The following is an 18,488-nucleotide window of genomic DNA, read 5'->3' on the forward strand; positions in this document are numbered from 1 at the left end:
GGAATGCGGCCCTACGATCTGGCGTTGTGCCGCCCGTGACCGACTCGCAGCCCACCCCCGGCCCCGCCACGACGACCGCGATCACCTCGCCGGTCATCCCGCCGGCCGAGCACGACGGCGTCCGTGACCTGATCATCGTCGGGTCGGGCCCCGCCGGGTACACCGCGGCGATCTACGCCGCGCGGGCCAACCTGCACCCGCTGGTCTTCGAGGGCTCCCAGTTCGGCGGCGCCCTGATGACGACCACCGAGGTGGAGAACTTCCCCGGCTTCGCCGAGGGCATCCAGGGTCCCGAGCTGATGATGGACATGCGCACCCAGGCCGAGCGCTTCGGCGCCGAGCTGGTGGCCCGCGACGTCTCCGAGGTCGACCTGACCGCCACCCCCAAGGTGGTCAAGGTCGGCGACGAGGTGCACCTCGCGCACGCGGTCATCGTCGCCACCGGCTCGAAGTACCGGTACCTGGGCCTGGACAACGAGCAGCGCCTGCTCGGCCACGGCGTCTCGGCCTGTGCCACCTGCGACGGCTTCTTCTTCCGCGACCAGGACATCGTCGTGGTGGGCGGCGGCGACTCCGCGATGGAGGAGGCCACCTTCCTCACCCGCTTCGCCAAGACCGTCACCGTCGTCCACCGGCGGGAGGAGCTGCGCGCCTCGAAGATCATGCAGAAGCGCGCGCAGGACAACGAGAAGATCCGCTGGGCGCTCGGCAAGCAGGTCACCGACGTCCTCGGCGACTCGACCGTCTCCGCCGTCCAGCTGACCGACGTGGCCACCGGCGCCACCGAGGAGCTCCCGGTCTCGGGCCTGTTCGTCGCCATCGGCCACGACCCTCGCAGCGAGCTGTTCGTCGGGCAGCTCAAGCTCGACGACGAGGGCTACGTGCAGGTCGAGCACCCGACGACGCGCACCAACCTCGACGGCGTGTTCGCCTGCGGCGACGTGGTCGACCACGTCTACCGGCAGGCCATCACCTCGGCCGGCACCGGCGCGGCCGCGGCCATCGACGCCGAGCGCTGGCTGGCCGAGACCTTCGACGAGCGCTGAGGGAGGACCCCCTCGCCCCCCGCGCCTCGCTCCGCTCGGCGCGGGACCCTGGGAGGGGGCCGTTCCGGCCCGTCACCACCACGGGCATAGCGCGACCCCTCCGCGGGTTGCACCCCGCAGAGGCTCCACCCCGCAGACCTCGATCGACCCGGAGGAGAACGACCAATGGCAGGCAACACCGTGACGGTCACCGACGCCAGCTTCGCCAACGAGGTGCTGGGCAGCGACAAGCCCGTCCTCGTCGACTTCTGGGCGGAGTGGTGCGGCCCGTGCAAGATGGTCGCCCCCGTCCTGGAGGAGATCGCCCGCGAGCACGGCGACAAGCTGACGATCGCCAAGCTCAACATCGACGAGAACCCGCAGATCGCGCGTGACTACCAGGTCATGTCGATCCCGACGATGACCGTCTTCCAGGGCGGCAAGCCGGTGAAGAGCATCATCGGCGCCAAGCCCAAGGGCGCCATCCTCTCCGACCTGGCCGACTACCTGTAGGTCCACCGCCGGTCCCACCGCCAGGGCCCGCCCGTCCGCCCGGACAGGCGGGCCCTGGCGCGTCCGGGGACCCCCGGCGGGCCGGGCGGGGTCGAAGCCGGGACAATCGTGGGCACGATGGGTAGCGAGAGCAGCATGCAACCGCTGGGTCCCGGCAGCCGGGGACCCGCCGTGGCCGACGTCCGGGCCGCCCTGCGCAGTCTGGGCCTGCTGCCACCGGCCGACGGCGTCCCGGACGACGTCGGCGCCGAGGTCTACGACCAGGCCACCGAGCTCGCCGTCCGGCACTTCCAGCAGGTGCGCGGGCTGTCGGTCGACGGCCGCGTCGGCGAGGAGACCTACCGGGCGCTGTCGGAGGCACGCTGGTCGCTGGGCGACCGGCTGCTGCACCACGACCCCGAGCGGCCCATGCGCGGCGACGACGTCACCAACCTGCAGGAGCGGCTGCTCGAGCTCGGCTACGACGCCGGGCGGGCCGACGGCATCTTCGGCCCGGAGACCGAGACCGGCCTGCGCGCCTTCCAGCGCGACTACGGGCTGACCGCCGACGGCACCTGCGGGCCGGCCACGCTGCGCGCGCTGCGCCAGCTCGGCCGCAAGGTCACCGGCGGCCGCCCGCAGCTGCTGCGGCAGAGCGCCTCGTTCGTCGACAGCGGTCCGCACCTGATCGGCCGGCGCATCGTCGTCGACCCGGGGCACGGCGGGAACGACCCCGGCTGCTCCTACGGCGAGACCACCGAGGCCGACCTCGTGCTCGACCTCGCCAGCCGCATCGAGGGCCAGCTGGCCGCCGCCGGCGCCACGGTCTACCTGACGCGCGGCCGCTCCCAGGACCCCACCCCGGCCGAGCGCACCGGGTTCGCCAACGACGCGCGCGCCGACCTGTTCGTCTCCCTGCACCTGGACGCGCACGGGTCCGAGCACGCCCGCGGGGTGGCCAGCTACTACTACGGCACCGGCTCGGGGACGTCGTCCACGGTGGGGGAGAAGTTCGCCGACCTGGTCCGCCGCGAGGTGACCGCCCGCACCGGCATGCTCGACCTCGGTGGGCACCCCAAGACGTGGGATCTGCTGCGGATGACCCGCATGCCCGCCGTCCGGCTCGACTGCGGCTACCTCTCCCACCCCGTCGACCGGCTGCTGCTGCTCGACGCCCGGGTGCGCAGCAGCGTCGCCTCCGCCGTCCTGGCCGCCGTCCAGCGGCTGTTCCTGCCGGCCGACGCCGACCCGCCCACCGGCACGTTCGTCCTCCCCGGCCGGGTCTGACGACTCCCCGGACACGGGTGGGGCGCCTGGGGTCCGGGGTGTGACCGGTCCGTCTCGACCCGCCGTGTCGGTCGGTCCCCCCGGGCGCCCTCCCTACACTCGACGGGTGGCCTCTCTCCCACCGGGTCCGGCGTCGCCCGGTTCCCCGCACCCGCACTCCCACGTCGTGCCCCGCCACCCGCGGCTGGACCCCCTGGCCGACCGGTACGCAGCACGCACCCACGGGATGAAGACCTCGGAGATCCGCGCGCTGTTCTCCGTGGTGAGCCGGCCCGAGGTCGTCTCGCTGGCCGGCGGGATGCCCGCCGTGACCGCCCTCCCGCTCGACGCCGTCGGCTCGATGATCGGCGAGCTGGTCAGCGGCATGGGGGCGCAGACCCTCCAGTACGGCTCCGGGCAGGGCGACCCCCGCCTGCGCGAGCGCATCTGCGACGTCATGGCGCTCGAGGGCATCACCGACGCCTCGCCGAGCGAGGTCGTGGTGACCGTCGGCTCCCAACAGGGCCTGGACCTGGTCACCCGCGTCTTCTGCGACCCCGGCGACGTCGTCCTCGCCGAGGGCCCCTCCTACGTGGGCGCGCTCGGTGTCTTCCAGGCCGCCGAGGCGCGCGTCCGGCACGTCCCGATGGACGACGACGGCCTGATCCCCGAGGCGCTGGAGCAGGCGCTGCTGGAGTGCCGGGCCAACGGCGACCGGGTGAAGTTCCTCTACACGGTGCCGAACTACCACAACCCCGGCGGCGTGACGCTGTCCGAGCCGCGCCGCCAGGCGATCGTCGACATCGCCGACCGGTACGACCTGCTCGTCATCGAGGACAACCCCTACGGACTGCTCGGCTTCGACCGCGAGCCGATGCGCGCGCTGCGGGCCCGCGACGCCCAGCGGGTCGTCTACCTGGGCTCGTTCTCCAAGACGTTCTCGCCGGGCCTGCGGGTGGGCTGGGTGCTCGCGCCGCTCGCCGTCCGCGAGAAGCTCGTGCTGGCCACCGAGGCGCAGGTGCTCTGCCCGCCGTCGCTGACCCAGTACGCGGTCGCCCGGTACCTGGACACCCAGCCCTGGCGCGAGCAGATCAAGCTGTTCACCGAGCTCTACCGCGAGCGGCGCGACGCCACCCTGGAGTCGCTCGACGCGCTCATGCCGCCGGGCACCACCTGGACCCGCCCCGACGGCGGCTTCTACGTGTGGCTCAAGCTGCCGAACGGCCTGGACAGCAAGCTCATGCAGCCCCGCGCGGTGAACGCGCACGTCGCCTACGTGCCCGGCATCGGCTTCTACGCCGACGGGTCGGGCCGCGAGCACATGCGGCTGTCCTACTGCTACCCCGAGCCCGACCAGATCCGCGAGGGCGTGCGCCGGCTGGCCCGCGTCATCGAGGCCGAGCTGGACCTGCACTCCACCTTCGACGCCGTCGACACCGGCTCCTTCCGGGCCGTGGGCCGCCCGGTCCCGACGCACACCGCCGAGACCCTCGTCGGCCCGGCCAACAGCGACCGGTCGGAGGACCCCCGCGCATGACCGAGCCCGCCGCACCCGCGGCACCGACCGCCACGTCCGAGGAGGCCCCCCTGCACGCCGTCGTCCTGGCCGGTGGCCTGACCTTCGAGCGGGAGGTCAGCCTCTCCTCCGGCACGCAGGTGGTGGAGGAGCTGGCCCGCGTCGGCGTGGACGCCGAGCTGCGCGACGCCGACGCCGAGCTGCTGCCCGGCCTGGCCGCCGCGCCGGCCGACGCGGTGTTCATCGCCCTGCACGGCGCCACGGGGGAGGACGGCGCCCTGCGGGCGGTCCTCGACCTGGCCGGCGTCCCCTACGTCGGCTCGCCCGCCGCGGCCTGCCGGCTGGCGTGGGACAAGCCGGCCGCCAAGTCCGTGGTGCGCAGCGCCGGCCTGACGACGCCGGACTGGGTGGCCCTCCCGCACAGCACGTTCCGCGAGCTGGGCGCCGGCGCCGTCCTCGACCTCATCGTCGCCCGCCTCGGGCTGCCGCTGATGGTGAAGCCGGCCTCCGGCGGCTCGGCGCTGGGCGCGCAGAAGGTCGGCCGCGTCGAGGACCTGCCCGCCGCGATGGTCAGCTGCTTCGCCTACGGCGACACGGTGCTGGTCGAGCGGTTCGTCGACGGCGTCGAGCTCGCCGTCTCGGTGGTCGACCTGGGCGAGGGGCCCGAGGCGCTCCCGGCGGTGGAGATCGCCCCGGAGTCCGGCGTCTTCGACTACACCGCCCGCTACACCCCCGGCCTGACGGAGTACCACGCGCCGGCCCGGGTCCCCGACGAGGTGGCGGCCCGCGCGGCCGAGCTCGCCGTGCGGGTGCACCGGGCGCTGGGGTTGGCCGACCTCTCCCGCACCGACGCGATCGTCGACGCCGAGGGGCAGGTGCACTTCCTCGAGGTGAACGTCTCCCCGGGGCTGACCGAGACCTCCATGTTCCCCATGGCGGTCGAGGCGGCCGGGCACGACCTGGGCGACGTCCTCTCCCGCCTGCTCGCCCGGCGGGCCGGCACCACCCGCTGAGCCACCGGCACCAGAGCCCGGGTTCCGTCCGTGACGGAACCCGGGCTCTGCGTCATCAGGAGGCGTCGGACCCCTCGCGGCGGCCGGTGACGTCCGGCGCCATCTGGCCGATGATGCGCTGCAGGTCGTCGACCGAGCCGAACTCGACGACGATGCGCCCCTTCGCCCGGCCGATCTGGATCTTCACCGTGGTCTCGAAGACGTCCGAGAGCCGCCCGGCGAGGTCCTCCACGCCCGGCGCGCTGATCCGGCGGGCCCGGCGGCGGGAGGCCGGCTGCTCGGCCGCGGCGAGCGCCACCGCCTCCTCCGTCGCCCGCACCGACAGCCCCTCGGCCACGATGCGGGTGGCCAGCGCGTCCTGCGCCTCCGCGTCGTCCAGGCCCAGCAGTGCCCGGGCGTGCCCGGCGGTGATCACGCCGGCGGCCACGCGGGTCTGCACCTTCACCGGCAGCTTGAGCAGCCGGATGGTGTTGGTGACCTGCGAGCGGCTGCGCCCGATGCGCTGGGCCAGGTCCTCGTGGGTGGCGCCGAACTCCTCCAGCAGCTGCTGGTAGGCCGCCGCCTCCTCCAGCGGGTTGAGCTGGACGCGGTGGATGTTCTCCAGCAGGGCGTCGCGCAGCAGCGCGTCGTCGGTGGTGTCCCGGACGATCGCCGGCACCGCCTCCAGCCCGGCCGCACGGGCCGCCCGCAGCCGCCGCTCGCCCATGATGAGCTCGTAGCCGCCGGCGTCGCCCTCGTCGTCGCCGCTGCGCTCGCGGACGACGATGGGCTGGAGCAGCCCGAACTCGCGCACCGAGTGGGTGAGCTCCTCGAGCGCCTCGTCGTCGAAGACCTGCCGCGGCTGGCGCGGGTTGGGGACGATCTCGCCGACCGACACCTCGCGCAGCTGCGCGCCGGGGACGCCGACGGCCTCCTCCCGCTGCCGGGCCACCTCCGCGGCGGCCTGCGCGGCCGGCGGGAGGACGGCGACCGGAGCCGGTGCCGCCGCCTCGGGCGCCCCACCCGTCCCACCCGTCTCGGGGGCGGGCGCGGGGACCGGACGGTCGGCATCGGGCAGGGTCGGCTGCTCCACCGGCGGGGCGCTGGTGGGGATGAGCGCCGCCAGGCCCCGGCCGAGGCCGCCACGCTTGCTCATCGGTTCTCCTCGTCGACGGAGGTGGGCACGGGCAGGACGGCCGCGTCGGTGCCGGCGAACGCCGCCCCCGCCAGGGAGCGGTCGGCACGCGAGCCGGTGGCCGACGCCTGGGGACGGACGACGGGCATCGGCGCGGTGGCCGGCGGCGGGGGAGGCGGGCCCATCGGCCGCGGGTCGGCCACCGGCGCGAGGTGCACGCCCCGCTCGGCGAACTCGCGGGCCGCCTCGACGTAGCTCGTCGACCCGCGCGAGCCCGGGTCGTAGGTGAGCACCGACTGGCCGTAGCCCGGCGCCTCCGACACCCGGACGTTGCGCGGGATGACGGTGGGCAGCACCAGCTCCCCGAAGTGGCTGCGCACCTCCTCGGCGACCTGGTCGGCGAGCTTCGTCCGGGCGTCGTACATCGTCAGCAGGATCGTGCGGACGGCGATCCCCGGGTTGAGGTGCGCGCGCACCAGCTCGATGTTGTTGAGCAGCTGGCCGAGGCCCTCGAGCGCGTAGTACTCGCACTGGATCGGGATGAGCACCTCGTCGCCGGCCACCAGCGCGTTGAGCGTCAGGAGGCCGAGCGAGGGCGGGCAGTCGATGAGGACGTAGTGCGGCCGCCGGTCCTCCGGCAGCGACTGCACGTAGCCCTCGATGGCGCGGCGCAGCCGGTACTCGCGGGCGACCACGGACACCAGCTCGATCTCCGCGCCGGCCAGGTCGATCGTCGCCGGCACGCAGCGCAGGTTCGGGCTGGCCGTGGTGGGGTGGACGACGTCGGCGAGCGAGCTGTCCCCGACCAGGGCGTCGTAGATCGACGGCGTCCCCACGGTGTGCTCGACGCCGAGGGCGGTGCTGGTGTTGCCCTGCGGGTCCAGGTCGATGACCAGCACCCGCAGGCCGTAGAGGGCGAGCGCGACGCCGAGGTTGACCGTGGAGGTGGTCTTGCCGACGCCCCCCTTCTGGTTGGCCACGGTGACCACCCGCAGCCGGCCGGGCGCCGGGAAGGGCTCCTGGTCGGCGGCGTGCAGCACCCGCGTGGCGCGCAGGGCCTCCATGGCGATGGGGCTGTCGAAGTCCGTGCCGGAGGTGGCCGCCGTGTCGGCCGCGAGGCTGGTGCGCAGCCGCTGGCCCGGGTCGCTCATCGCGGGTCCTCCTCGCCGACCCGTTTCACGTGGAACGGGGTCGGGTAGCTGTGCGGGGTTCCACGTGGAACGGCGCGCCCCCGGCTCACCGCGACCCACGGGTCATGACCACCACGGTAGTGGCAGCCTCTCCGAGCCCGGTGCCGACAGCCCGGGGGTGGACGTCGCGCATCCCCGCCCGTTCCAGTTCGGGCAGCAGGGCCGGGAGCTCCTCCAGGGCCCGGGCGCCGACCAGCGCCACGAGCTGCGCGCCGGGCCGCAGCAGGCCCCGGCACCAGCCGACCAGGCGCGGCAGCGCCGCCACCGCCCGGGCGGTCACGACGTCCACCGGGCCGACCGTCCGGACCACCGCCCGCTCCTCGGCGCGGCCGCGGACCACCCGCCACCGGGCGCCGAGCTCGGCCACGACCTCCTCGAGGAACTCCACCCGCCGGGCCATCGGCTCTATCAGGGTGAGCTCCACGTCGGGCCGGGCGAGCCCCAGGGGGACGCCGGGCAGGCCGGCGCCGCTGCCGACGTCGACCACCCGGGCGCCCTCGGGCACCGCCTCGGCCACCGCGGCGCTGTTGAGGACGTGGCGCTCCCACAGTCGTGGGACCTCACGCGGCCCGATGAGCCCACGCGTCACACCGTCCCCGGCCAGCCGGGCGACGTAGCGCTCGGCGTCGGGCAGCGCGTCCCCGAACACCGAGCGGGCGACGCCGGGCGCCGGAGGCGCCCCGGCCTCCGGAGCAGCGGGCCCGGTCACCGATCCGGCAGGACCACGACGCGCCGGTTCGGCTCCTCACCCTCCGACTCGCTGTGCACCCCGGAGACCCCGGCGATGACGTCGTGGACGACCTTGCGCTCGAAGGGGTTCATCGGCACCAGGCGCTCGGCCTGCCGGCTGCCGGCGACCCGCTGCGCGGCCTCGGCGGCGAGCGAGGTGAGGTCGGCGCGGCGCTGGGCCCGGTAGCCGCCGATGTCGAGCATCAGCCGGCTGCGCACGCCGGTGGCCTGGGCCACGGCCAGCCGGGTGAGCTCCTGCAGGGCCTCCAGCACCGAGCCGTCGGAGCCCACCAGGTCCCGCAGGTCGCCGCCGACGATCGCGACCGAGGCGCGGTCGCCCTCGACGTCGAGGTCGATGTCACCGTCCACGTCGAGGATGTCGAGCAGCCGCTCGAGGTAGTCGCCGGCGACGTCGCCCTCGCGGACGAGCAGGTCGGTGCCGCTCGTCCGGGCGCCGGTGCCGGTGCCGCCGGCGGTGTCGCCGGCGATGTCGCCGTCGATGTCGACCTCGTCGGCCGGCTCGACGAGCGCGTCGGCGCTCGCCTCGTCGCGGTCGGGCAGGTCGGTGGGCCCGTCCGGCGAGGTGGCCGGCGCGGGGCTCAGGACGGCGCCGGCGGTCGCCTCGGCGGTCGCGGCGGTGTCGGAGGGCGGCTGGTGCGGAGCGCTCACGGAGGGACCTCCAGTCGGTGGGGGCAGCCGGGCGGACCCGGTGGTCGGGGGAGCCGGGCGCGCGGCGGGGGCACGCCCGGCAGGGGCGGCCGCGTGGGGCCGCCGCGGGTCAGCGGCGCTTGCGCTTCCCGCCGGTGCCCGCCGGGCGCCCGTGCGGCGCGCGGTTGGCCGGCCGGGAGCCGCCCTTGCCACCGCCGGGGCGGGCGGGGGAGGCGCCGGACGCGCTGCTGCCCGTGCCGGGCACACCCGCGGTGCCGTCGGTCCCGGCGGAGGCCGGGGCGACGCCGTCGGGGCCGGCCGGAGCAGCGTCCTTGGACAGCGTCACGCCGGGAGAGGGCGTGCCGGTGTCGCGGTCGCCGTCCTTGGCCAGGTCCACGCCGGTCGTCGCAGGGCGGCCGCCCTTGGTGCGCACCGGCTTGGCGCCGGGCTTGGGCGCGAGGGTCTTGGGGTCGACGGCGGGCTTGTCGGCCGCGGCCTTGGCCAGCGCGGCGGGGGAGCCGGGCGGGGGCAGCTTGCGCAGGATGAAGAACTGCTGGCCCAGCGTCCACAGGTTGTTGGTCATCCAGTACAGGAGGACGCCGATCGGGAAGAAGAACCCGGTGACGAACAGGCTGATCGGCATGCCGTAGAGCAGCAGCTTCTGCACCATCGCGGCCTGGCCCTCGACGGGGCCCGAGCGCCGCATGATCTGCTTCTGCGTGACGTAGGTCGTGACGCACATGACGACCATGAGGATCAGTGCGACGGTGCGGATGCCGGCCGAGCTGACGCCGGGCAGCGCGAGGATGTCGACGGCCTTCTGGCCGGTCATGTTGAACGACGAGGAGATCGGCGCGCCGAACAGCTCGGCCTTGGCCGCCTGGTCGGTGAGCTTCTCGTCCCAGCTGTAGAGACCCGGGGCACCCGGCCGCAGCCGGCGCAGGACGTGGAACAGCGCGAGGAACACCGGGATCTGCGGCAGGATCGGCAGGCAGCCGGCCAGCGGGTTGACCCCGCGCTCCTTCTGCAGCGCCATCATCGCCTGGCTGAAGCCCTGCCGGTCCGCACCGTACTGCTTGCGCAGCTTCGCGATCTCCGGCTGGATCTCCTGCATCGCCCGCTGGCTCTTCACCTGCTTGACGAACAGCGGGAAGAGGATCAGTCGCACGGTGACGACCAGGAACACGATCGACAGCGCCCAGGTGATGCCGCCGGCGGGATCGAGGAAGTTCGAGAACACCGAGTGCCACGTCTTCATGACGAAGGCGATCGCGGTGTACAGCCAGTCAAGCAACGCCAGCCTCCTGCTGCGGGGACCGGCGGTCAGCCGGTGAGGTGTCGGGGGCGGGACGACGGGCGCCGTCGGCGGCGGGCACCACGGGAGGTGCCGCTGTCCTCGACGGACGACCGGTCCCGCCGGTTCCGGCCGTCGCCCGGCCGGCGCGCGGCGCCGGCACCGGGTCGAAGCCGCCGGGGTGCCACGGCGCGCACTTCAGCAGCCGCCGCAGCGCCAGCCACGAGCCGCGGGCGGCGCCGTGCACCGCGACCGCCTCGGCGGCGTAGGCGCTGCAGGTCGGCGCGAAGCGGCAGCGCGGGGGCAGTGCCGGGCTGACGGCGCGGGAGTAGAAGCCGATGGCGCCCAGCAGGACGCGCGCGACCGGTCCCCGGCGGCGGGCCGGGCCGGCCGGCGAGGGCTCGGCGGTCACGAGGACCGCGTCCGCTCGGTCAGGACCCGGTCCAGGCCGGCGGCCAGGTCGCGCCGCAGCTCGGCGGAGGTCGCCGTCCCGGCCTCGGGCCGGGCGCGGACCACCAGGTCGGCGGTCGCGGGCAGCCGGCGCAGTTCCTCGCGGACGGCGGCGCGCAGCCGCCGGGTCACGCGGTGGCGCACCACCGAGTTGCCGACGGTCCTGCCGACGACGAAGCCCGCCCGCGGGCCGGCCGGGTCGTCCCCGGGCACGCCAGGACCCCCGGCCGCGGCGGCCGGGGGTCGGACGGGGAGGTAGTGGAGGACCATGGTCGGCCGACCGGCACGCCGGCCCGACCGGACGACCGCGGTGAACTCCGGACGCCGGCGCAGGCGGGCCTGCGCGGGCAGCACCTCAGGCGGAGAGCTTCTCGCGACCCTTGCGGCGGCGACCGGCGAGGATCGCGCGGCCCGCACGGGTGCGCATCCGCAGCCGGAAGCCGTGGGTCTTGGACCGGCGGCGGTTGTTCGGCTGGAAGGTGCGCTTGCTCACTTCGGACTCCTACGGCGGGACGTCGGCGGTGCGGCCGGCCGGTGGGCAGGCACGCGCGCGGACCGGCGGCAGGGCTGCGCCCGGGCCGGTCCACGGACTCCGCCAAGCATAACCCGAGGACCGCACCCCTCGGGACGCCGTCCCCGGCCCGGCGGCCCCGCCGCACGCCGACCGGACAGGCTCCCCCCGCGGGGCGGACACGCGGTGTCGGCGCGCCGACGGGCGGGCGACGACACGCCGACCGACACGCGCACCGGGCGTCCCACGGGCACCCGGGCGTCGTTGCCGGGCTGTGGACGGGGCTGTTAGCGTCGCCGTCGCTCCGGTCCGGGCAACTCCGCCCGCTCCCGGCAGCCGACCACCCGGTCGACCGACCGCCGTCCGCCCCGAGCCGTCTCCGACCTCCCTCCCGACCAGCGACGACGCCGTCACGGCCTGACATCCCCAGGTCGACAAGGCGCCCTGTCGCCGATCGTGCACAGCCTGTGGACACTCGTGTGGAACCCCTGTGTCCGGATGTCCACAAGCGGACAGCTGCGGCGCGGGACGCCGGGGCCGGACACGGGGACGACACAGCTTGGGGAGGACACGGTCATGGCCGATGCCACGGTGGACCTGGCGGAGGTCTGGGACTCGGTCCGCGAGCGGCTGGCCACCAGCCTGACCCGTCAGCAGAACGCGATGCTCAACCTCACCCGGCCGGTGGGCCTGGTGGGCGGCACCGCGGTGCTGGCCGCCCCGAACGAGTTCACCCAGACCGTGCTCGAGTCGCGGATGCGCCGGGTGCTGGCCGAGGCGCTGTCCGAGCAGCTCGGCCGCGACATCGGCGTCGCCATCCAGCTCGAGGACGTCCCGGCCGACACCGCCGCGCCACCGGCCCCGCAGCCCACCCGCCGGCCGTGGACGCCGTCCGCCGACCTGTCCTCCGACGAGGAGCGCGAGCGGGCCGACGACGGCCGCAGCGCGTTCGGCGTCCGCAGCGACGCCCGCCCCCTGGACCGGCCCGCCGGAGCCGCGAGCGGCTACGAGCCCGCGCCCGGCTTCGACACGGCTGGCTACGACGCCCCCGCCTACGACGGCCCGGCCTACGACACCCCGTCCTACGACGGCCCGCCCTACGACCAGCCCGCGGCCGGTGCCCCGGCCGGCGATCGCGGCGGGGCCGAGGAGTGGGGCGCCACCGACTGGAGCCCGGCCGGCCGCGGTCGCGGAACCGGCCGCCGGCGCGGCGTGCGCCCGGGCGAGGGCGCCGAGGTGCTGCCCTTCGACCTCGGCGACGACCTCCCGCCCGCGCCCGAGGAGGACCCGGCCCCTCGGCGGGGCGGCGGCCGGGCCGGGGGCAGCGCCGTCCCGCTGTTCGGCGACCGGCGCCCGCCCGCCGGCCAGGACCCCGGGCTCAACCCCAAGTACGTCTTCGACAGCTTCGTCATCGGCAACAGCAACCGGTTCGCCCACGCCGCCGCGGTCGCCGTCGCCGAGGCCCCGGCACGCGCCTACAACCCGCTGTTCGTCTACGGCGACTCCGGGCTGGGCAAGACCCACCTGCTGCACGCGATCGGGCACTACGCGGCGCGGATGTTCCCCAACGTGCGGGTGCGCTACGTGAGCACCGAGGAGTTCACCAACGAGTTCATCAACCTGGTGCACTCCGGCCGGGCCGAGGACTTCCGCCGCCGCTACCGCGACATCGACTTCCTGCTCATCGACGACATCCAGTTCCTGGAGCGCGCCGAGCGGACGCAGGAGGAGTTCTTCCACACCTTCAACACGCTGCACAACGCCAGCAAGCAGATCGTCATCACCTCCGACCGGGCGCCGAAGAAGCTGACGACGCTGGAGGACCGGCTGCGCACGCGGTTCGAGTGGGGTCTCATCACCGACGTCCAGGCGCCGGACCTGGAGACCCGCATCGCGATCCTGCGGAAGAAGGCCTACGGCGAGCGGCTGCAGGCGCCCGACCCGGTGCTGGAGTTCATCGCCAGCAAGGTGCAGACCAACATCCGCGAGCTCGAGGGCGCGCTGATCCGGGTCACCGCGTTCGCGTCGCTGAACAAGCAGCAGGTGGACCTGCCGCTGGCCGAGCTGGTGCTCAAGGACCTGATCAGCGACGAGCAGGGGCCGCAGATCACCGCGGCGATCATCATGGCGGCCACCGCGGAGTACTTCTCCGTGACCATGGAGGAGCTGCAGGGCGCCAACCGCAGCCGAACGCTGGTCAACGCCCGCCAGATCGCCATGTACCTGTGCCGCGAGCTCACCGAGCTGTCCCTGCCGCGGATCGGCGCCTCCTTCGGCGGCAAGGACCACACCACGGTCATGCACGCCGTCAAGAAGATCACCAACCTGATGAGCGAGCGGCGGGCGACGTACACGCAGGTCACCGAGCTGACCGCCCGCATCAAGAGCCGCGCCCGGCAGTAGCGCGCCGACGGTGTGCGCTCACGCGCGGTCCTGCCGTCAGGAACCGCGCACCAGCGCACGGCGTCGCCCCCGACCGGCCCCCGCCGTCCACTTCCGGGACCGCGCCGGCCCGCGGGCTGTCCACAACCGGGAGAGGGTGGGGACACATCCGAGGACCGCGTCCTCGCAGGCATCCGGGCCGGTCGGGCACCCCACCGCTGTCGACAGGTCGCCGAGTTGTCCCCAGGGATGTGCACACCCTGGGGAGATCGTGATCCCCGTGTGATCCCGGTGGCCGCGACGGCCGTGGGGGGCGGTCCCGTCCCCAGGCCACTCCCCAGGTGTGCACGGAGCGTCACACGACCGTGGCGACCTGCGCTTTCGTCCTGCCAGGGGACCGCCGTCCACCGTCGCACCGGGCCCGTCCACGCCCACCGGACGGCGGCCGGAGGGCGACCTGGGCACGGACTGGGGATCGGACGTGGGGGAGCGGGGGACAGCAGGTGGACTGCGGGCGGTCGGTGTGCACACCCGTCGAGATGTCCACGTGTCGACAACAGGAGGAGGTCGGTTGCCCACACGGGACCAACACGTCGACTCGTGGCCTGACCTGCACGAAGGGCCTCGATCCCCAGCTTCCACACCGGTGATGACGGAGATGAGGGAGATAGATCCAGGTTTTCTCGAACCCCAGTAGGGGTGGGGAAGCGCTGGCTGGAGGGCCTGGAGCGGACAGCGGGACGCCTGATCGGGTCCCGGGTTCCCCCGTGCGTGCCCCGACGGGCACGATGAACCGCGCAGGACGCATCGAGCACCGTCCCCGGGCTGCACGGACGCCGGGGAGCGGAGGTGCGCAGACGACAGCAGTGGACCGTGCAGAGCTGGGGTGGGTCGGTCATGGAGTTCCGGGTGACACGCGAGGTGCTCGCCGATGCCGTCGCGTGGACGGCGCGCAGCCTGCCGCCGCGCCCGTCGGTGCCGGTGCTCGCCGGCATCCTGCTCGAGGTCGACGGCAGCCAGCTGTCGGTCTCCGGCTTCGACTACGAGGTCTCCGCGCGCGCGGAGGTCGACGTGCAGGCCAGCGAGAGCGGCCGCACGCTCGTCCCCGGCCGGCTGCTCGCCGAGATCACCCGCGCGCTGCCCCCACACCCGGTCGACGTCCGCGCCGAGGGCCCCCGGCTGTCGATCACCTGTGGCAACGCGCGGTTCAGCCTCCCCACGCTGCCGGCCGAGGACTACCCCTCGCTGCCGTCGATGCCCTCGTCGGCCGGGGTCGTCGACAGCGACGTCTTCGCCGAGGCGGTGGGCCAGGTCGCCGTCGCCGCGGGCCGGGACGACACCCTCCCGATGCTCACCGGCGTCCGGCTGGAGATCGACGACGACCGGGTGACCCTGGCCGCCACCGACCGCTACCGCCTGGCGGTGCGCGAGTTCGCCTGGCGCCCCGAGACGCCGGGACTGTCGGCCGCCGTCCTGGTGCCCGCCCGCACGCTCGCCGACGCCGCCCGCACGCTGACCAGCGGCCCGGAGATCGTCGTCTCGCTGTCCTCGGGCGGCTCGGGCGAGGGCATCCTCGGCCTGTCGGGCAAGGACCGGCAGACCACCACCCGGCTGCTGGACGCCGAGTTCGTCAAGTACCGGGCGATCATGCCGACCGACTCCAGCGCCAACGCGACGCTGCCGGTCGTGCAGTTCACCGACGCCGCCAAGCGCGTCGCCCTGGTCGCCGAGCGTGGCACGCCGCTGCGCTGCGAGTTCACCCCCGGCCAGGTCACCCTGCGCGCCGGCGGCAGCGACGACGAGGGGCAGGCCGAGGAGCGCTGCGACGTCGAGTTCGACGGCGACCCGCTGACCATCGGCTTCAACCCGACCTTCCTGCTCGACGGGCTGGCCGCGGTGCACACGAGCCGGGCGCGGATGGACTTCACCAGCCCGCTCAAGCCCGCCGTCCTCTCCGGGGTGGAGGACCCGGCCGCCGCCGACGCCGACGGCGCGCGGGCCTCCGCCGACCGGCCGGGCAGCTACCGCTACCTGATCATGCCGGTGCGGCTGCCGGGCTGACGGCGGACCACCTCCACCGCCGCGCGGGTCCCCGCAGGAGGGCGGCGCGAGAGGTGTCCCGCCCCTCCGGGGAGGGCACCGCACACCTCGGGCAGCGCACCGTCGCGTGCGCCCGTGCCATGACGACCGCGAGGGAAGGACTGAGCCGTGCAGCTGGGGCTGATCGGGCTGGGCAAGATGGGCGGCAACATGGCCGAGCGGCTGCGCCGCGGCGGTCACGAGGTGGTCGGCTACGACCGCGCGCCCGGCAGGCGGGACGTCGACAGCCTCGAGGCGCTGGTGGGCGCGCTGTCGGCTCCGCGCGTGGTGTGGGTGATGGTCCCGGCCGGTGAGCCGACGCGGCAGACCGTGCGCGAGCTCGGCGAGCTGCTCGAGGCCGGCGACGTCGTCGTCGACGGCGGCAACTCCAAGTACACCGACGACAAGGTGCACGCCGAGCTGCTGGGCGAGAAGGGCATCGGCTACGTCGACGCCGGTGTCTCCGGCGGCGTCTGGGGCCTGGAGAACGGCTACGCGCTGATGGTCGGCGGCAGCAGGGAGGACGTCGCCAAGGTGCAGCCGGTGTTCGACGCACTGCGGCCGCCGTCGCCGACCGACGAGTCGGGCGAGGCCCTCCCTGGTGCCGGGTTCGTGCACGCCGGCCCGGTGGGCGCCGGCCACTACGCGAAGATGGTCCACAACGGCATCGAGTACGCGCTCATGCAGGCCTACGGTGAGGGCTACGAGCTGCTGGCCGCCGTCGACCTGGTCGAGGACGTGCCGGGCGTCGTCGCCTCCTGGACCCAGGGCACCGTCATCCGCTCCTGGCTGCTGGACCTGCTGGTCCGCGCGCTGCAGGAGGACCCGACCCTGGAGAAGATCAGCGGCTACGCCGAGGACTCCGGCGAGGGCCGGTGGACGGTCATGGAGGCCATCGACCACGCCGTCCCCATGCCGGCGATCGCCGCGTCGCTGTTCGCCCGCTTCTCCTCGCGGCAGGACGACTCGCCGACGATGAAGGCGGTCGCGGCGCTGCGCAACCAGTTCGGCGGGCACGCGGTGCACGCCGTCCGGGCCCAGGAGGTCGAGCGCCCGGCGTGAGGAAGGACCACCCTCCCCCCCACGCCCCGCACGCCCGGCGCGGGCGGGTCTGAGGTGTACGTGCGGCACCTCCAGCTCGTCGACTTCCGCAACTGGGAGAAGGTCGACCTGGCGCTGGGCCCGGGCCCGACGGTGGTCGTCGGGCGCAACGGGGAGGGCAAGACCAACCTCGTCGAGGCGGTGGGCTACCTCGCGACGATGAGCAGCCACCGGGTGTCGGCCGACGCCCCGCTGGTGCGCCACGGCGCCGCACAGGCCGTCGTCCGCGCGGCGCTGCGCCGGGAGGACCGCGAGCTGCTCGTCGAGGTCGAGGTCAACCCCGGGCGGGCGAACCGGGTGCGGGTCAACCGCGCGGCGCTGCCGCGTCCCCGCGAGCTGCTCGGCCTGGTCACCAGCGTACTGTTCGCGCCCGAGGACCTCGCCCTGGTGCGCGGCGACCCCGCCGAGCGGCGCCGCTTCCTCGACGACCTGCTGGTCAGCCGCACGCCCCGGCTCGCGGGGGTGCGCAGCGACTACGAGCGCGTGCTGAAGCAGCGCAACGCGCTGCTCAGGACCGCCCGGATGGCGCGCGGCGACGCGCTGGCCACCCTCGACGTGTGGGACGCCCACCTCGTCGAGCTCGGCGGCCAGCTGCTCGCCGCCCGGCTGGCGCTGGTCGCCGACCTCGCCCCGCACGTGGCGCACGCCTACGCCGCCGTCGCCGGACCCGGCGCGGCACCGGCCGGTCTGGGCTACGCCAGCAGCGTGCCCCTGGCCGGCGACGGGACGCCGCCGGCCAGGGGGACGGCGACGCCGCCGGCCGCCGAGCTGGCGGCGGCGCTGCGCGCGCGGGTGGCCGAGCGCCGGCGCGACGAGGTCGACCGCGGCGTGACGCTGGTCGGCCCGCACCGCGACGACCTGGTGCTGCACCTGGGCCCGGCGCCGGCCAAGGGCTTCGCCAGCCACGGCGAGTCCTGGTCGCTGGCGCTGGCGCTCAAGCTCGGCTGCTTCGCCCTGCGGCGCGCCGACGGCGAGGAGCCGATCCTGGTCCTGGACGACGTGTTCGCCACCCTCGACGCCGGGCGGCGGGCCGCGCTCACCGACGTCGCCCGGTCGGCCGAGCAGACGCTCATCACCGCGGCCGTCCTCGACGACGTGCCCGAGGAGCTGAGGGGAGCCCGCGTGGAGGTCTCCGGGGGGACGGCGACGCCGGTGGAGACGGTGCCCGGTGGCTGAGGACCGCCAGGCCCGGCCCAGCGACATCGCGCGCGCGGCGCTGGAGGCGGCCCGCGCGGCCTCGGCGGCGCGTCCCGCACCCACCCGCCGGCGGGTGGCCGGTCCCCGGCGGAAGTGGACCGGCCCACGGCCCGGCGACGACGACCCGCAGCCCCTGGCCCGCCTCGTCGACTCGCTGGTCAGCACGCAGGACTGGACCGAGCAGACCCGGGTGGGCGCGGTCTTCGGCCGCTGGTCGGCGCTGGTCGGCCCGGACATCGCCGCCCACTGCCGCCCCGAGACGCTCACCGAGGGCGAGCTGCTCGTCGTCGCCGAGTCCACCGCGTGGGCCACCCAGCTGCGGCTGCTGGCCCCGACGATCCTGGCCCGGCTGCGCGCGCAGGTGGGCGGGGACGTCGTGACCCGGCTGCGCGTTGTCGGACCGACGGCCCCCAGCTGGAAGAAGGGCCCGCGGTCGGTCCGCGGGCGGGGGCCGCGCGACACGTACGGATGAGGACGGTGC

Annotated in this window: 18 protein-coding genes; 10 read left to right on the forward strand and 8 right to left on the reverse strand. The window is 74.9% G+C overall.

Going from position 1 to position 18,488, the window contains the following annotated elements; genetic code table 11:
• Positions 1 to 35: 35 nt before the first annotated feature.
• From trxB to BMZ33_RS16410, 5 genes are all read left to right on the forward strand, one after another.
• Entirely contained in the window at positions 36 to 1,046 is a 1,011-nt protein-coding gene (gene trxB, locus BMZ33_RS16390) for a thioredoxin-disulfide reductase (RefSeq protein ID WP_169064441.1), read from the forward strand.
• Between the two features lie 165 nt (positions 1,047 to 1,211).
• Complete coding sequence (trxA, locus tag BMZ33_RS16395) at positions 1,212 to 1,538, forward strand: thioredoxin (protein WP_091112986.1); 327 nt, start codon at positions 1,212 to 1,214, stop codon at positions 1,536 to 1,538.
• A 117-nt stretch (positions 1,539 to 1,655) separates the two neighbouring features.
• Positions 1,656 to 2,804: an N-acetylmuramoyl-L-alanine amidase gene (locus BMZ33_RS16400; RefSeq protein WP_169064442.1), complete on the forward strand. Its 1,149-nt coding sequence runs from the start codon at positions 1,656 to 1,658 to the stop codon at positions 2,802 to 2,804.
• A 166-nt stretch (positions 2,805 to 2,970) separates the two neighbouring features.
• The gene (locus BMZ33_RS16405; RefSeq protein WP_091112994.1) at positions 2,971 to 4,320 is read left to right on the forward strand and encodes an aminotransferase-like domain-containing protein; all 1,350 of its coding nucleotides are present in this window, start codon (positions 2,971 to 2,973) and stop codon (positions 4,318 to 4,320) included.
• Complete coding sequence (locus BMZ33_RS16410) at positions 4,317 to 5,312, forward strand: D-alanine--D-alanine ligase family protein (protein ID WP_091112997.1); 996 nt, start codon at positions 4,317 to 4,319, stop codon at positions 5,310 to 5,312. Before BMZ33_RS16405 ends, BMZ33_RS16410 begins: the two co-directional genes overlap by 4 nt.
• Before the next feature lie 55 nt (positions 5,313 to 5,367).
• Here BMZ33_RS16410 and BMZ33_RS16415 read toward each other — a convergent pair whose 3' ends face one another.
• The 8 genes from BMZ33_RS16415 to rpmH form a co-directional block, all read right to left on the reverse strand.
• Complete coding sequence (locus tag BMZ33_RS16415) at positions 5,368 to 6,447, reverse strand: ParB/RepB/Spo0J family partition protein (RefSeq protein ID WP_091113001.1); 1,080 nt, start codon at positions 6,445 to 6,447, stop codon at positions 5,368 to 5,370.
• Positions 6,444 to 7,577, reverse strand: coding sequence for a ParA family protein (locus BMZ33_RS16420; protein WP_091113004.1), 1,134 nt, complete (start codon positions 7,575 to 7,577; stop codon positions 6,444 to 6,446). Before BMZ33_RS16420 ends, BMZ33_RS16415 begins: the two co-directional genes overlap by 4 nt.
• Positions 7,578 to 7,662: 85 nt before the next feature.
• Positions 7,663 to 8,325, reverse strand: a complete 663-nt coding sequence (gene rsmG, locus BMZ33_RS16425; RefSeq protein WP_091113007.1) for a 16S rRNA (guanine(527)-N(7))-methyltransferase RsmG — start codon at positions 8,323 to 8,325, stop codon at positions 7,663 to 7,665.
• Positions 8,322 to 9,014: a Jag family protein gene (locus BMZ33_RS16430; RefSeq protein ID WP_169064443.1), complete on the reverse strand. Its 693-nt coding sequence runs from the start codon at positions 9,012 to 9,014 to the stop codon at positions 8,322 to 8,324. Before BMZ33_RS16430 ends, rsmG begins: the two co-directional genes overlap by 4 nt.
• Positions 9,015 to 9,123: 109 nt before the next feature.
• Complete coding sequence (gene yidC / locus BMZ33_RS16435) at positions 9,124 to 10,287, reverse strand: membrane protein insertase YidC (RefSeq protein WP_169064444.1); 1,164 nt, start codon at positions 10,285 to 10,287, stop codon at positions 9,124 to 9,126.
• On the reverse strand, positions 10,280 to 10,699 hold the full coding sequence (gene yidD, locus BMZ33_RS24710; RefSeq protein WP_091113015.1) for a membrane protein insertion efficiency factor YidD: 420 nt from the start codon (positions 10,697 to 10,699) through the stop codon (positions 10,280 to 10,282). Before yidD ends, yidC begins: the two co-directional genes overlap by 8 nt.
• The gene (rnpA, locus tag BMZ33_RS16445; RefSeq protein WP_342027980.1) at positions 10,696 to 11,154 is read right to left on the reverse strand and encodes a ribonuclease P protein component; all 459 of its coding nucleotides are present in this window, start codon (positions 11,152 to 11,154) and stop codon (positions 10,696 to 10,698) included. Before rnpA ends, yidD begins: the two co-directional genes overlap by 4 nt.
• Positions 11,093 to 11,230, reverse strand: a complete 138-nt coding sequence (rpmH, locus tag BMZ33_RS16450; protein WP_040338882.1) for a 50S ribosomal protein L34 — start codon at positions 11,228 to 11,230, stop codon at positions 11,093 to 11,095. Before rpmH ends, rnpA begins: the two co-directional genes overlap by 62 nt.
• A gap of 594 nt (positions 11,231 to 11,824) precedes the next feature.
• Here rpmH and dnaA point away from each other — a divergent pair.
• The 5 genes from dnaA to BMZ33_RS16475 all read left to right on the forward strand — a co-directional run bounded on the left by dnaA (position 11,825) and on the right by BMZ33_RS16475 (position 18,479).
• Positions 11,825 to 13,651, forward strand: coding sequence for a chromosomal replication initiator protein DnaA (dnaA, locus tag BMZ33_RS16455; RefSeq protein ID WP_091113022.1), 1,827 nt, complete (start codon positions 11,825 to 11,827; stop codon positions 13,649 to 13,651).
• 828 nt (positions 13,652 to 14,479) lie between these two features.
• Positions 14,480 to 15,691, forward strand: a complete 1,212-nt coding sequence (gene dnaN, locus BMZ33_RS16460) for a DNA polymerase III subunit beta (protein ID WP_169064445.1) — start codon at positions 14,480 to 14,482, stop codon at positions 15,689 to 15,691.
• Between the two features lie 147 nt (positions 15,692 to 15,838).
• Complete coding sequence (gnd, locus tag BMZ33_RS16465; RefSeq protein ID WP_091113030.1) at positions 15,839 to 16,771, forward strand: phosphogluconate dehydrogenase (NAD(+)-dependent, decarboxylating); 933 nt, start codon at positions 15,839 to 15,841, stop codon at positions 16,769 to 16,771.
• A gap of 60 nt (positions 16,772 to 16,831) precedes the next feature.
• Positions 16,832 to 17,986, forward strand: a complete 1,155-nt coding sequence (recF, locus tag BMZ33_RS16470; RefSeq protein WP_169064446.1) for a DNA replication/repair protein RecF — start codon at positions 16,832 to 16,834, stop codon at positions 17,984 to 17,986.
• Complete coding sequence (locus BMZ33_RS16475; protein ID WP_091113038.1) at positions 17,979 to 18,479, forward strand: DciA family protein; 501 nt, start codon at positions 17,979 to 17,981, stop codon at positions 18,477 to 18,479. The genes recF and BMZ33_RS16475 overlap by 8 nt, the downstream gene beginning before the upstream one ends.
• Positions 18,480 to 18,488: the final 9 nt, after the last annotated feature.

The sequence above is a fragment of the Geodermatophilus dictyosporus genome, assembly GCF_900115505.1.
In the GTDB taxonomy this organism is placed as follows: domain Bacteria; phylum Actinomycetota; class Actinomycetes; order Mycobacteriales; family Geodermatophilaceae; genus Geodermatophilus; species Geodermatophilus dictyosporus.